14 protein-coding genes and 2 pseudogenes are annotated in these 13,298 nt (G+C 69.6%); 9 read left to right on the plus strand and 7 right to left on the minus strand.

Translation table 11 applies throughout. The annotated features are described in order from the left end of the window. Positions 1-205: 205 nt before the first annotated feature. The 7 genes and pseudogenes from SSPN_RS0129675 (at position 206) to SSPN_RS60595 (ending at position 4,966) form a co-directional block, all read left to right on the plus strand. A complete protein-coding gene (locus SSPN_RS0129675; RefSeq protein ID WP_010312194.1) occupies positions 206-961 on the plus strand; it encodes an SDR family NAD(P)-dependent oxidoreductase in 756 nt (251 codons plus the stop codon). Positions 962-1,046: 85 nt separating this feature from the next. Further along, positions 1,047-2,003 (plus strand): ABC transporter substrate-binding protein, encoded by a 957-nt coding sequence (locus tag SSPN_RS0129680; protein WP_010312195.1) that lies wholly within the window; start codon positions 1,047-1,049, stop codon positions 2,001-2,003. 24 nt (positions 2,004-2,027) lie between these two features. Next, positions 2,028-2,153 (plus strand): annotated as a pseudogene (locus SSPN_RS60585) (dihydrofolate reductase family protein); the annotation flags it as partial. A 232-nt stretch (positions 2,154-2,385) separates the two neighbouring features. Continuing rightward, positions 2,386-2,739, plus strand: coding sequence for a VOC family protein (locus SSPN_RS0129685; RefSeq protein ID WP_044575890.1), 354 nt, complete (start codon positions 2,386-2,388; stop codon positions 2,737-2,739). Positions 2,740-2,926: 187 nt separating this feature from the next. Continuing rightward, on the plus strand, positions 2,927-3,691 hold the full coding sequence (locus tag SSPN_RS0129690; protein ID WP_010312199.1) for an SDR family NAD(P)-dependent oxidoreductase: 765 nt from the start codon (positions 2,927-2,929) through the stop codon (positions 3,689-3,691). A 169-nt stretch (positions 3,692-3,860) separates the two neighbouring features. After that, positions 3,861-4,601, plus strand: coding sequence for a hypothetical protein (locus SSPN_RS60590; RefSeq protein WP_237710783.1), 741 nt, complete (start codon positions 3,861-3,863; stop codon positions 4,599-4,601). After that, a complete protein-coding gene (locus tag SSPN_RS60595) occupies positions 4,598-4,966 on the plus strand; it encodes a hypothetical protein (RefSeq protein ID WP_237710784.1) in 369 nt (122 codons plus the stop codon). Before SSPN_RS60590 ends, SSPN_RS60595 begins: the two co-directional genes overlap by 4 nt. Positions 4,967-5,215: 249 nt before the next feature. Here SSPN_RS60595 and SSPN_RS49430 read toward each other — a convergent pair whose 3' ends face one another. The 4 genes and pseudogenes from SSPN_RS49430 to SSPN_RS0129715 form a co-directional block, all read right to left on the minus strand. Further along, positions 5,216-5,638, minus strand: coding sequence for a hypothetical protein (locus tag SSPN_RS49430; protein ID WP_010312201.1), 423 nt, complete (start codon positions 5,636-5,638; stop codon positions 5,216-5,218). Then, positions 5,629-6,213, minus strand: coding sequence for a flavoprotein (locus SSPN_RS0129705; RefSeq protein ID WP_010312203.1), 585 nt, complete (start codon positions 6,211-6,213; stop codon positions 5,629-5,631). The genes SSPN_RS49430 and SSPN_RS0129705 overlap by 10 nt, the downstream gene beginning before the upstream one ends. 295 nt (positions 6,214-6,508) lie before the next feature. Then, a pseudogene (locus SSPN_RS52330) lies at positions 6,509-6,736 on the minus strand (helix-turn-helix domain-containing protein); the annotation flags it as partial. Positions 6,737-6,759: 23 nt separating this feature from the next. Continuing rightward, entirely contained in the window at positions 6,760-7,164 is a 405-nt protein-coding gene (locus tag SSPN_RS0129715; RefSeq protein ID WP_010312207.1) for a hypothetical protein, read from the minus strand. Between the two features lie 728 nt (positions 7,165-7,892). Here SSPN_RS0129715 and SSPN_RS0129720 point away from each other — a divergent pair. Further along, complete coding sequence (locus SSPN_RS0129720) at positions 7,893-9,059, plus strand: serine hydrolase domain-containing protein (protein WP_010312209.1); 1,167 nt, start codon at positions 7,893-7,895, stop codon at positions 9,057-9,059. A gap of 123 nt (positions 9,060-9,182) precedes the next feature. Here SSPN_RS0129720 and SSPN_RS0129725 read toward each other — a convergent pair whose 3' ends face one another. Both SSPN_RS0129725 and SSPN_RS0129730 read right to left on the minus strand, forming a co-directional pair. Further along, positions 9,183-9,743, minus strand: a complete 561-nt coding sequence (locus SSPN_RS0129725; RefSeq protein WP_010312211.1) for a GNAT family N-acetyltransferase — start codon at positions 9,741-9,743, stop codon at positions 9,183-9,185. 23 nt (positions 9,744-9,766) lie between these two features. Next, positions 9,767-10,618: a helix-turn-helix transcriptional regulator gene (locus tag SSPN_RS0129730; RefSeq protein ID WP_202798930.1), complete on the minus strand. Its 852-nt coding sequence runs from the start codon at positions 10,616-10,618 to the stop codon at positions 9,767-9,769. A 113-nt stretch (positions 10,619-10,731) separates the two neighbouring features. Here SSPN_RS0129730 and SSPN_RS0129735 point away from each other — a divergent pair, with 113 nt between their 5' ends. Continuing rightward, positions 10,732-11,727 (plus strand): aldo/keto reductase, encoded by a 996-nt coding sequence (locus SSPN_RS0129735; protein ID WP_029535840.1) that lies wholly within the window; start codon positions 10,732-10,734, stop codon positions 11,725-11,727. A gap of 312 nt (positions 11,728-12,039) precedes the next feature. Here the strand turns inward: SSPN_RS0129735 and SSPN_RS0129740 are convergent, their stop codons facing one another. Beyond that, positions 12,040-12,951, minus strand: coding sequence for an LLM class flavin-dependent oxidoreductase (locus tag SSPN_RS0129740; RefSeq protein ID WP_010312218.1), 912 nt, complete (start codon positions 12,949-12,951; stop codon positions 12,040-12,042). Between the last annotated feature and the right edge of the window lie 347 nt (positions 12,952-13,298).

Genomic DNA, 13,298 nt, shown 5'->3' on the forward strand with positions numbered 1-13,298 from the left:
GCCTGAACTTTGAGCGGAATCGCGTTGGAGCGGCCGCTCACCTCGCAGTTGCCGCGCGAACCCAACCGGACCGGGGCCGATCTGCTGCGGGCGACCGTCGACACCGTGCTCTGCGGGGCGATCCCTTCGGCACACCCCGGCATCGGCGATGAGCAACCCGGGCGGTCATGCCGACGGCCCGCGATGATGAGCAGGAGGTGGGCACGTGACTGGGGAAACCGGCAGGGTCGCATTGGTGACAGGGGCCAGCAGCGGAATCGGAGCGGCCACCGCGCGCCTCCTGGCCGCGCGAGGGATGCGCGTGGTGGTCAACTACCTCCGCAGCAGCACGGCAGCCGAGGAGGTCGTGGCCGGCATCGAGGCCGCGGGCGGTCAGGCGATGGCTGCGCAGGCCGACGTGCGCGAGGCAACGGCGGTTGAGCGCATGATCGAGCAGATCCAGGCGGCATGGGGCGGCACCGACGTGCTCGTGCACAACGCGCTCACCCCGTACGCGATCAAGCCGTTCCAGGACATGACGTGGGAAGAACTGAGCGGCAAGCTCGACGACGAGATGCGCGCGGCGTTCACTGTCACCAAAGCCGTCCTGCCCGCCATGACCGAACAAGGCTGGGGGCGCATCATCTATCTCGGTACCGGCCTCAGCCGCCGGCCCCGGGCGGGCATGATCGCACTGGGCACGGCGAAGGCCGCACTGGCGCAGTTCGCGCGGTACCTCGCCCAGGAACTGGGCCCCCGGGGCATCACGGTCAACGTCGTCGAGCCCGGCCCGGTGGAGGACACCCGGATGGTGGGTGTGTTCGACGAGGAGCTCAAGCAGCGGCAGGTGGCCGCGACCCCCCTGGGCCGCTTGGCGCGCACGGGCGACGTCGCCCAAGCGGTCGCCTTCTACGCCAGCGAGGACAACTCCTTCATGACCGGTACCACGGCCGCGGTCAACGGCGGGATGTCCATGTACTGACTGACGGCCCCGTTGTCCCTTGCCCCGCAGCAGCCAGGCGGCACACGCGGGCGGATGGCGGCGACACGTTCACGGGAAGGCGTTCATGCACACGATCGATCTCGCCTACGTCGGGCGGGGCCTGCACGAGGAACTGGTCGCCTACATCGCCGACCAGCAGGACTACTACGCCGACGAGGGCGTCCACGTCGCGCTGCGCGACGGCTGCTCCTGGGACGAGGAGCGGCTGCGCCACGGCGCCACCATCGGGCTCGGCCGGGCACTGCTGTCCCGGCTGACCGATGGCATCCCCTGGGTCGCGCTCAACGTCAACACCCACCGCCCGCTGTTCTGGTTCCTCGCCGGCCCCGGCCTGCCCTCCCTGGCCGACCTGGCCGGCCGACGGCTGGCCGTGCACGCTCCCCGCACCGCACCCGGGGTCTTCGCCCGGATCGTGCTGCGGCAGGGCGGTCTCGACCCGGACCGCGACATCCGCAGCATCGTCCGCCCGCCCGGCGACTACGGCATGGACCTGCGCTGGCTGCACGACGGCAAGATCGACGCCGCCCTGGTCGGCAGCACGATGGCACCGGAGGCGATAGCCGCCGAGCACGGCTGGCAGGTGCCGGCCTGGGTCGGCGACCACTTCCAGATCCCCACCGTGGGTGTGGCCGTCGACCCCACCCGCATCGACCCGGACGCCCCCGCCGTTCAGGCCGTCGTACGAGCCCACCGGCGCGCGCTGCAGGTGATCCACGACGAACCCGACACCACGGTGCGGCACCTCCAGGCGTTCCTCGGCCGGCACACCGCAGCCGAAGCCCGAGCACACTACGAGACGTTCATCGCACCGCACTTCACCACCGACGGCCAAGCCGACCTCGCCGTCGGCGCCACCGCGATCACCGCGGTAGCCGCCGAACTCGGCGTCCCCGCCACCGTCACCGCGGCCGAGTTCTACCGCACCGCAACCACCGCACCCCAGGAACCCGGCGGCGCTGGCGCTGCCGAAGGGCACGCAGCACCTCAAGACGCTCCTTCGCCGGAGCAAGATCGGCAATGATCCGCCAGAACCCGCTGCTCGCGCTCGCAGGTGGAGCTCGGATCCGGGGTGCGGCTCTGAGAGTCGCCCGAGGAGCTGCTCGACCGGTTCCACCTCGAGGTCGTGCCCAGCCCGAGCGGGGTGACCCACCACCTGCGATGGCGAAGGTGACACGAGCGCCCGTCTGGGCCAAACCCGGCGTCCGCAACCGGAATCCGTCGAGGTCACGGCGAAGACCCCGGAAATGGCCAGGAAGCGAGGTCTCCCAGAGCGGGCTCGAATCCTGCCGTGGTGCGAAGCTGGCGGACGAGCGGGGCTGGCCCAGTTCGAGGTCGTGCGCCGCTGGTGGTGAGGCTTCCATTCGTTCAAGGCACGTAATGAGCGCGGCGACGATGATGTGGTGATGATCAGGAGAATCCTTTCCTACGCCGACGGGGACGATCTCGCCGCGTCGCGCGATTTCTACGTCGGGGTGTTCGGTCTCGAGATCGCGATGGAAGATCCCGTCCTCTGCCTGAGGTCGCCGAACAACCCCACGGCTCAAGTCATCATCTCGCCACGCGGAATGGAAGCCCCCGCGCCGCGCTTCGGGATCGACGTCGGCGAACCGGCGGCGGTTGATGCGGCCCACGCCGAGTCCGTCCGCCGCGGTTTGCGCGTCGTATATCCGCTCACCGACGAGCCGTGGGGCGTACGTCGCTTCTTCGTGGAGGACCCCGGCGGCACGGTGGTCAACGTGCTCGCGCACCTGCCCTGACCCGGCGGGCATCCGACACCGTTCGAGCCTCGGCCAGCGCGCTGGTCATGGCGGACGTCGACAACGGTCGTCGCGCAAGCGTGGCCCCAGAGACCCGAAGTCAGGTTCGCGCACATGTGTTCTGAGGGCGAAGGGCCATGTGACCGTGGCTCGGGCACGGGGAGCATCGGCGGGGGAGGGATGTCTCATGGGGCAGCTCGAAGGGAAGGTTGCCGTGGTCACCGGCGGTTCGGCGGGAATTGGGGCGGCGACCGCGAGGCGTTTCGCCTTGGAAGGGGCGACCGTGTTCGTCACCGGTCGACGCCAGGCCGAGTTGGACACCGTGGTGAAGGCGATCAACGCGCAGAATGCCCGCGGGCAAGCCATCGCTGTGCGCAGCGACGTGTCCTCGCTCGAAGATCTCGACCGCCTCTACACCCGGGTCGGGGACCACAGCGGCCGCATCGACGTGCTGTTCGCGAACGCGGGTGTGGCCGAGCTCGCGCGGCTTGAAGACGTCAGCCAGGACCATTTCGACCGCGTCTTCGGCATCAACGTCCGGGGGCTGCTGTTCACGGTGCAGAAGGCGCTGCCGCTGCTGTCGGATGGCGCGTCGGTCATCCTGACGTCGTCCATCGCCGCATCCAAGGGCGTCGAGGCGTCGAGCGTCTACAGCGCCGCCAAGGCCGCCGTCCGCAACTTCGCGCGGACCTGGGCGGTGGAGCTGGCGGGGCGCCGCATCCGGGTCAATGCCGTCAGCCCAGGTCCGATCGAGACCCCCTTGTTCTCCGGCATCGTGGCCGATCCGGCTCAGGGGACCGACTTCAGGGATGCTCTCCTGGCCGGCATGCCCCTCGGCCGGTTGGGAGACCCGGACGAGGTAGCCGCAGCGGCGCTCGTCCTGGCAACCGATGCCAGCAGCTTCACCACCGGTGCCGAGTTCTTCGTCGACGGAGGACTCGCCCAGGTCTGAGCTGGGCAGCGCCACTCGTCATCCGAGGCCGGTCTGTCGCGCATCACGGGCCAGGCCCGCCCCGGGAGTAGTCGCCGCATTCCTGCCAGCGCGTACCGGTGGAGATCCGACCCCGCTGTCGGGCGTTCTCGCGATCATCGGTCACATGGCATCGAGTGAAGGGGCTGGCGTGCGAACGCTGGTGGATGACGAGGCGTGGGTCCACTACGGGCAGATCTACGTCCAGGGCGAGCAGGACTTCGGGGGGCTCTCCGAGTGCTTCGGCGGGCAGGACAACGGACTGTGCGGTGCAGCGTCGCCGGGCACCCTCTACCTGATCACCGGCCTGCACACCGGCCGGGTCGGCTTCACCGTGGAGCTCCACGACCAGGCCCCGCCGCTGGACGACACTTGGGAGGAAATCGTCGAGGTCTCCTTCCACCCCGAGGGCGATACCGCGCTCGTCGGTTGGGGCGGGGAGGGGTTCTGGCCGCTCGACCTGCGCGAGAGCGACTACCGGGTCAGGTACTGCGCGATCCGGATGGACGAAGCGCGCGAACTGGACACCAGGATGGACGAGGAAACGCAGGTAGACCGCTACCTCCTCCAGTTCTGGCCCGCCCCGCCGGGGCCGGACCGGGTGCTCAGGCAGACCAGTGCGGCCGCCAACTACTGGCACGGGTTCGCCCGTGAGCAACCGCCGCCTCCGACACCGGAGGAGAAGGCCGAGGTCGAGCGACGTGTGGCTCTCGAACGAGAAAGGGAGCGCGAGCAGGCGCGCATCAGGTACGAGGAGTGGGAGTGGGGAGGGCACCTGCCCGGTGAACGCCTGCGGCGGGTGGGGGGAGCGTCGCGAAGCTCGACCGGCCCCTCGTCGACACGCTCGCCGAGGTGGATCCCGCTACCCAGCGGGAGATCGCCCGTTGGGTGACCCGGCGGGTGTTCGTGGAAGCCCAGCTCGACGACGTCGGGTGGATCGCACCCGCACTGGAAGCGATGGACCGGGGTGAGCCGCTGCCCGAGCCCTTCGACGACGACAGGAAGGCATGGGAGCGGCTGCTGTCCGACGAGCGAGTCCCACGGACGACGACGACTTCGCTCGACGGCAGGCACGACAACTACCTGCAGCAAGCGATGGCGTTTCCCGCGCTGTTCTCGGCCCGTGACGAGGATCCGCTGTGCGCTACCTTCGGCGCGCTGTGGGCGGGCGCGGTCGCGTTCGGCTACGGACGGCACGGCGTGCTGTTCGGGGAGGTGCGACAAGCGTTCCCGGCCATCGCCGAACACGAGTCCTGATCGCGTCGTCAGGTCGGCAGGCGATTCGCTCAGCGCTGCGGCGCGGATAGCGTCCAGGAGTGGGAGCGAGCCGACGTCGCGCACCAGGTCCGGAAGGCTGGGGGCGTTGAGGATGTCGGCTCCGCCGCGGAGTTCGCCGCCCACCGCGGCGAAGTCTATTGCCAGCGAGGTGACGTCGGAGCTGTACAGCGCGATCCGCGCCAGGTGGTGCGGTGTTCTAGGCTTCGCCGCTCGACACCGACAGCTTGGTCACGCCGAAGAACTCCGGCTTGGCGCCGCGTGCTCCGTCCAGCGCGCGAACCCCGCCAGCTCCGTCTCTGCGACGGAATCCGGGCTCGGGCCCGTCTCCTCGCAGAGCTCGCGTTTCATGCGCGCCCGCACGGCGTCGTGCATCGTGCTGCGCGCTCCACCGCCGGGTTCGACGAGGTCGCGCGGCTCCAGCGAGCCGCTGCCGGAAGGTGCCAGCAGCAGCGGGCAAGACGCGTTGCGGGCGAAGATCCTGTCGCGCACGGCGAAGGTCCTGTCGCGCACGGCCCGGTCGATGTCATCGCTGAGCAGCGCGGTCCCACGGTTGGGCAGGAGCTGTACCCAGCGCCGGAGCAGGCGGCCGGAGCGGGAATCTCCTGGCGCGGGAATCTCCTGGCGCGGGAACGGGGCGGCGATCAGCGACAACTCGTAGGCGGACCACCGCTTGCGCGGGTGCCACAGACCGCGGATTCTGCCGCGTCGAGGATCTGGAGCCAGGGGATCTCCCGCTTCTCCCTGGGATCATGCAGGGGCCAGTAGTCGTCGCCGGTCAGGAGTTCCACCCCGGCTTCGCGCAGGGTTTCGGTGTGGGACTTCCACGCCGGGTGGCGGACCTGGGTAATGTTGATCTTCGGGAAGATCACCACCGGGGTCTCCGGGGTTCCGATCGCCTCGCCGAGCGTGGTCAGGGCCTGGTTGTCGGCGATGCCGAGGGCGAGCTTGACGACCGTGTTGGCAGTCGCCGGACATGCCAGGTAGCAGTCGATCGGCGGGTGCGGGCGGCCGTCGCTGGGCAAGCGGGACTCGACGCGGCACGGCAGGCCGGTCACCTGCTCGATCCGCTCGGTCTCGCCGAACTCCCGCAGCCACCAGCCCGCCGTCGGAGTCAGCGTCACGGCGACCCGCCAGCCCCGGGCGATCGCGGGTTCGATCAGCGCCGGGCGGATCTTCTCCACGCCACCGGCCGCCGATCCGATCAGTCCCAGGGTCCACTCGCTCATCCCGCCAGTATGTCGTGGAAGGGGCGGATTGCCGCCAGAGCATTCGAGAAGTCGCCGCTTTCCCGCAGGTCAGGTCTCGTGTGTTCGGGGCCGCCCTGGCAGCCCAGAACACCCGGAGCCTTCACCGGCGGAAACCCCGCCTCAGGGAGGTGTGAAGATGCTCCATAGTGGACGGAGAAAGCGAAGTGCCCTGCTGCGGACAGGGCGCTTCGCGCTTTCCGGGTCGTCAGGCCGCCTTCAGCGCCGATTCCTTGACATAGACATAGCGGTGGTCGTACGAGATCGAGACGTAGGTCTAGTCACTAACGATCACCTTGTGGTGCGGGCCGTAGCCGCCCGCATGCTCTGCTCGCCCTCGTGGTCTTCCCGCCTGGTGAGCTGGAGCGCGGTCGGCCGGCGGCTCAACGGTTTCACGGATGTAGCGGTAGGCCGTGACGATCCCGACACCGAACCCGGCGGCCAGTCGGGCATAGATGCCGCCGTGGCGCAGGTACACCAGCACCAGTAGTGCCTGCTCATGCGCTGGGAGCTTGCGCTACGGCGAACTCATCCTCCGGCGATGTCCCGCAGTAGATCAGCGACATACCGCAGGGTGGTACTGGACAGGTCAATCGCCGCTTCATCTACCAGGAGCGTCACCACTTCGCCTCGCGACACGCCCTCCGCACCACACCCGCACAGATCAAAATGAAAAGACTCAAGGAGTGTTTTCAACCTCTTCTTGCGTTGCGGTGCGGGGAGCGGAACCTCAGCGGTCTTCTCGGCTCCAGGATCCCGGACTTGTGCCCAGTGGTTCCACAACGTCAGCGCGGATCCCTCGGTGCGGGTGTGGAACGGCCGCCGCGTACCGGAGTCGCCCGCTGCGCCGCCCCAGTGTTCCAGCATCATGATCCGGGTGCCGAGCAGCGAACCCAGGCCGCGCCGGTACAGCGTGATCGGGGCGCGGGCCAATCAGCGGGGGATGCGCCGAACCATCGCCGCCTCCTCGGTCGATCAGACTTCGGTTCCCGCCATCGCACACCGGGGAAGCCTGTCGCCGGGCGTCGCCCGCCAGGTGGGCGCTCACACTTTGTCGGTGCCCGCGCGTACTTTTGGGCGCGATAGAGGCTGTTTGGTATGTGCTGGTGTGAAGCGAACGGACCGTTCGTGCCGTCTAGTGACGTGAACAGTCCGTTCGCTTCACCCTGGTTGTCCGGGGTTTGCGGCAGAGGTATGGGGCGACCGGACCGTTTGTGCCGTCTAGTGACGTGATCAGGCCGTTCGCTTCACACCGCTAAGCGAGGCGGCACCAGACCGCTCCCGACGGGGCTGCCGCCGGAACCGCCCGAGTGAGGGTGCCGTCTAGTGAGGTGATCGGGCCGTTCGCTTCACACTAGTAGTCCGGGGTTTGCGGCAGAGGTATGGGGCGAACGGACCGTTCGTGCCGTCTAGTGACGTGATCAGGCCGTTCGCTTCATGCCAGTAGTCCGGGGTTTGCGGCAGAGGTATGGGGCGACCGGACCGTTTGTGCCGTCTAGTGACGTGATCAGGCCGTTCGCTTCACACCGCTAAGCGAGGCGGCACCAGACCGCTCCCGACGGGGCTGCCGCCGGAACCGCCGGGCAGCACGAGCCCCCAACCAGCCTCTGCACCAACAGGACTGCTCACGGCAGCTGACCGGCGGAGTTGTAGGAGGAGCAATGGGTTTCGCGAAGCAGCGCTTGGCGCGCTTGCACGAGGTGATGAACGGCTACGTGGTCCGGGGCGAGCTGCCGGGCGCGGTGGCCGCGGTGAGCCGAGGCGGCGAGACGCACATCGAGGCGTTCGGCACGCAGGCGGTTGGCGGGACCGAGCCGATGCGCCGGGACACGATCTTCCGAATTGCCTCGAACACCAAGCCGATTACCGCGGCGGCGGCGTTGATCCTGGTGGAGGAGTGCGTGCTGCGGCTGGACGACCCGGTCGACGAGCTGCTGCCCGAGCTGGCCGACCGCCGGGTGCTGGCCCGGCCCGACGGGCCGCTCGACGAGACGGTGCCCGCGAACCGGCCGATCACCCTGCGCGACCTGCTGACCTTCCGGTTCGGCTTGGGTGTCGTCCTGGGCGACCCGCCGATCTTCCGGGCGCTGCTGGAGGCCGGTCTGGCACCAGGAGTGGACGTCGTCGACCTGTCGATCGACGAGTGGATGCGCCGCCTCGGCGAGCTGCCGCTGGCCTACCAGCCGGGCGAGCAGTGGCTCTACCACACCGGATCCGACGTGCTGGGCGTGCTGATCGCCCGGGCCTCCGGGAAGTCGTTGCCGGACTTCCTGCGGGAGCGGATCTTCGAGCCGCTCGGCATGCGCGACACCGGCTTCCATGTGCCCGCCGACCAACTGCACCGGCTCGCGCCGAGCTACCTGGCTGGGCCGGGCGGCGAGCTCGTCCGCCGCGACGATCCCGTGGACAGCCCGCCGAAGTTCCCCGTCGGCGGTGGCGGCCTCGTCTCGACCGTCGACGACTACCTGGCCTTCTACCGGATGCTGCTGGACGGTGGGCGCTACGGGCGCGAGCGGATCCTGTCCCGGCCGGCCGTCGCGCTGATGTGCACCGACCAGCTCACCGACCAGCAGAAGGCGGATGCGCGGGCGATCCTCGGCGAGAGCGCAGGCTGGGCGTTCGGCCAAGCCGTCGTCACCCGCCGCGTCGACCTGTCGACGACGCCGGGCCAGTTCGGCTGGTCGGGAGGCCTCGGCACGACCGCCTTCGGCGACCCGGCGGAGGACCTGATCGGCATCCTGCTCAGCCAGCGCGCGATGGACTCCGCCGCGCCGCCGAAGCACTTCAGCGACTTCCGCACCACGGTCTACCAGGCCCTTTCCGACTGATCCGCGCGGTCCGCGCGATCCGCCGACCGTCCAGAGATTGACCACTGTGGACGGTCGGCGGACAGCTCCGGCCGGGTGCGCGGTCCCGCAACGGGCGCTGCCCGGCACAAGTCAGTCGGGAGATCAGTCCTGGCGCCGCCATTCGGATCGCAGGATCGCGTAGACGAACTCCTCGCGCCAGGCACCCCTGATGATCGAGCTCTGGACGAAGTGGGCCTCGCGGCGCATACCGAGGCGTTCCATCAGCTTCGCCGAGGCGGTGTTCAGGGCGTTGCACCTGCCGACGATCCGGTGCAGGTCGAGCTCCTCGAAGCCCAGGCGGAGGACTGCGCGGGCAGCCTCGGTGGCCAGGCCCTTGCCCTGGTGGTCGGGGTTGAAGATGTAGCCGATCTCGCCCTGCCGATGCTCCTCGCTGAGCCAGACGAGCTCGACCTGCCCCACGATCACGTCGAGCGTCGGCAAGACCACCGCGAGGCTGAGGCAGTCGCCTTCGGCGCGGAGTTCGGTCTCGGTGGCCATCCCCTTGACCGCGTCCTGCGTCTGCTGGAGGTCTCGCGAATCCCACCTGAGGTAGCGGGCAACTTCGGGTTGGCGCTGGTAGGCCCAGACGTCCGCCACGTCGGCGGTGGTGAAGGGGCGCAGCACCAAGCGATCGGTCGAGATCGGGTAGTCAGGTCGCAGCACCGGCCGACGGTACCGCCCGGGCGTCAGTCGGTGGCTTGGTCCGGCACGGTGCGGCGGGCGACGAGGTTGAGCAGCGTCATCGCGTCGTGGTCCGGGGTGCCCGGTTCGGCTTGGTATATGACGATCCGCTGGTCGGCGCCGCGCACCGCCAGCACCTCGTAGTCCAGGTCCATCCGGCCCACCGCCGGGTGGTCGAACCGCTTCACCCCGGTGGACTTGGGCTGCACCTCGTGCCGCGCCCACATCGCCGGGAACTCCTCGCTCTTCGTCGTCAGCTCGTCGACGAGCGCGGTGAGCCCCGGGTCCTGGGGGTTGTCGCCGACGGTCGCGCGCAGGTCGGCGGCCGAATCCTGCGCCACTCCGCGCCAACCCACGAACACCGTCCGGGCCGCCGGGTGCAGGAACAGGTAGCGGGTCGTGTTACGGCGCTCCGCCGGCCACTGGTCGATACCCGCGAGCAGGGCCAACCCCGCCGGGTTGGCCCCGACCACGTCGTTGCTGCGGTTCAGGATGTAGGCCGGTGATTCGCCGACCACGTCGAGCAGCCGCAGCACCGTCGGCCGGACCGAGTCGACCTCCGGCAGCGCCTGGCGGCTGCCCGAGGAGTGCCTGGCCAGGTTGCCCACGTACTGCCGCTCGGTGGCGTCCAGCAGCAGGGCCCGCGCCAGCGCGTCCAGTACCGCCTCGCTCGGGTGCCGCTCGCGGCCCTGCTCCAGCCGCGTGTAGTAGTCCACGCTGATCCCGGCCACCGCCGCGACCTCTTCGCGCCGCAGGCCAGGCGTCCGCCGCACCCCGGGCCCAGCCGGGATGCCGACCTCGGTCGGCTTGCGGCGCGCCCGGCAGGCCTTCAGGAAGCTGCCCAGCTCGTTGCTCACCCCATCGATGCTGCCACGCCAGCCTGGGTGTGCCACACCCATGAGAAACGCGCCCTGCCGCGCGCCCGCGATCGGGCCGAACATGGGTGGCAGCCGATTCGAAGGGGAACGAGATGACGTTGCGGCAGGTTCAGCTGGGGTCCGGCCCGGTGGTGGGCGCGCAGGGCCTGGGCTGCATGGGGATGAGCGAGTTCTACGGCCCGACCGACCAGGACGAGGTGCGGCGCACGCTGGAGCAGGCCCTGGAGCGGGGAGTGACTCTGTTCGACACCGCCGACATCTACGGCTCGGGCGCCAACGAGGAGTTCCTCGCCCCGTTCGTGAACGCACACCGCGAGCAGGTGGTGCTGGCCACCAAGTTCGGCCTGGTCCGCAAGGCCGACGACCCGAACTACCGGGGCTTCCGTGGTGACGCGGCCTACGTGCGGGAGGCGGCCGAGGGGAGCCTGCGGCGGCTCGACATCGACGTGATCGACCTCTACTACATGCACCGGCGCGACCTGACGGTGCCGATCGAGGAGACCGTCGGGGCGATGGCGGAGCTGGTGGCGGAGGGCAAGGTGCGCCACCTCGGGCTGTCCGAGGTGACCGGCGACGAGCTGCGGGCCGCACACGCCGTGCACCCGATCGCGGCGGTGCAGAGCGAGTGGTCGGTGTTCAACCGCGACGTGGAGAACACCGTGGTGCCTGCGGCCAAGGAGCTCGGCGTGGCGCTCGTGCCGTACTCCCCGCTGGGACGCGGGTTCCTGACCGGGGCGTTCGCGGACGCCGCGAAGCTGTCGGACGGCGACTTCCGGCGGAACTTCCCGCAGTACTCCGGGGAGAACGCAGCCCGCAACGCCGAACTCCTGGTGCCGCTCCGGGAGATCGCGCAGCGGCACGGCGCGACGCTCGCGCAGGTGGCGCTGGCCTGGCTGTACGCGCAGCAGGACGGCCTGGCGTTGGTGCCGATCCCGGGCACCCGACGCCGGACCAGGCTCGACGAGAACCTCGGCGCCGTCGACGTCGCGCTCACGGCGGCCGACCTCGCCCTCCTGGATCCGATCTCGTCGAAGGTCGCGGGCACCCGCTACGCCGACATGAGCTTCACCTCGGCAGCCCGCGAATAGCTCGGAGATGTTTCCGTGCTCGTCCTGCATGGCGGTGCGGGTAGCGGAACCTCAGACGTCGTCGGGTCTGCGGGATCCCCGCGGGGTCTGCGGCACGGTGTTGTGGATGGCGGGCGCTTCGCTCGCCATCCTCCGGACGACGCAATCCTGGCTTCGCGGCCTACGACGACTTTCCGGCCCGGACAGCGGCTCGGTGCTCGCCGACGTCCGGTAATTCGCCGGGCAGAACAAGGCATGCCACGCGAAGCGCGCCCCACTATCCGGCATCGGTAAGTACGCGCCGGATGGATAGCGCACCCAAGCCCCGGTTAGTCACTCCGTCCTGGGGCACCTCGGTCGCTCCGCCGGTTCGAGGAGCTGACGGACCTGACCGAGCAGGTCGCAGGAGCTGTGCCAGTCGCCGTCTACGGCGAACGCGATCTTCTCGACACCCGCCTCGGCGTAGGCGGCGAGCTGCTCCGCGACCTGCTCCGGCGTCCCGGCGACGACGTAGTCGCGGGCCACGTCGACCGGAATCCCGAAGAGCCCCGCCAGATTCCCCGCGCAACGGTCGAGCAGACCGGCGTCCGGACGTTTGACCAGGCTGCCCTGGATCGCGAGACCCAGGCGCGGAGCCGGGCGACCGCGCTCCTCGGCGAGCTCGCGCAGCCGCGCGGCCTTGGCGCGGATCCCGTCCGGCGTGTGCATCTCGGCGATCCAGCCGTCGCCGAAGCGAGCCGCGCGGTGCAGGGCGGGAGGCGCGGAGCCGCCGATCCACAGCGGCGGCACGGCGGCAGCCGGGGCGAGCTGCGCGGTAGCGCCGTGCGGCAGCACGGTTGGCTCGCCGGCCAGCAGTGACGGCAGGAGCTGCAGGAACTCGTCGGTGCGCCGGCCGCGCGTAGCGGCGTCGAGGCCCACGGCGGCGTAGCCGCTGTCGTGGCCGCCGACGCCGATGCCGAGGTGCAGGCGGTCGCCGCCGGTGAGGTTTTGTAGCGTCGCGATCTGCTTGGCCGCGCACATGAGCGGTCGCAGCGCGGGGAGGTAGACGGCGAAGCCGATGTCGATGCACTCGGTTACGGCAGCCGCCGTGGTCAGGGCCAGCATGCCGTCCAGCGCCGGAACCCCGTTGGCGAGGTGGTCGCCGCTCCAGATGGCGTCCAGCTCGGCGTCCACGGCGTGGTAGGCCGCCTCGCGGATCTCGGCCTCCGCCGTGCTGGGCAAGAAGATTCCGACTTCGACCGGCATGGTTCGCTCCCGAGGTCTGCGGGATCAGTGCTGGTCCCAAGCATCGAACCTCCAGCGCGCTGGAGGTCAAGCCGCCGCAGGCGGTGTTGACCTCCAGTTAAATCGAACTCTTAGCGTTCGTGCCAGTCGAACGAAGGTGCTGGCGGTAAGCGGCGACAAGGTTCTCGTGGCCACAACGGGGCGGCGGGCCACCGACCAAGAACCTTCCGGGAATGGGTAGAGGACACGCCACCGCCTTCCACTGACCCGCCGCAGACATCCGCTGAACCCCTCCGTCTTCCGCTGACCACTCCGATTTCAATGGAAATCGAGCCTCGGATTTCCATTGAAATTGGGCTCTTGTGATC

Origin of the sequence: Saccharopolyspora spinosa NRRL 18395, assembly GCF_000194155.1 — a bacterium.
GTDB lineage: Bacteria > Actinomycetota > Actinomycetes > Mycobacteriales > Pseudonocardiaceae > Saccharopolyspora > Saccharopolyspora spinosa.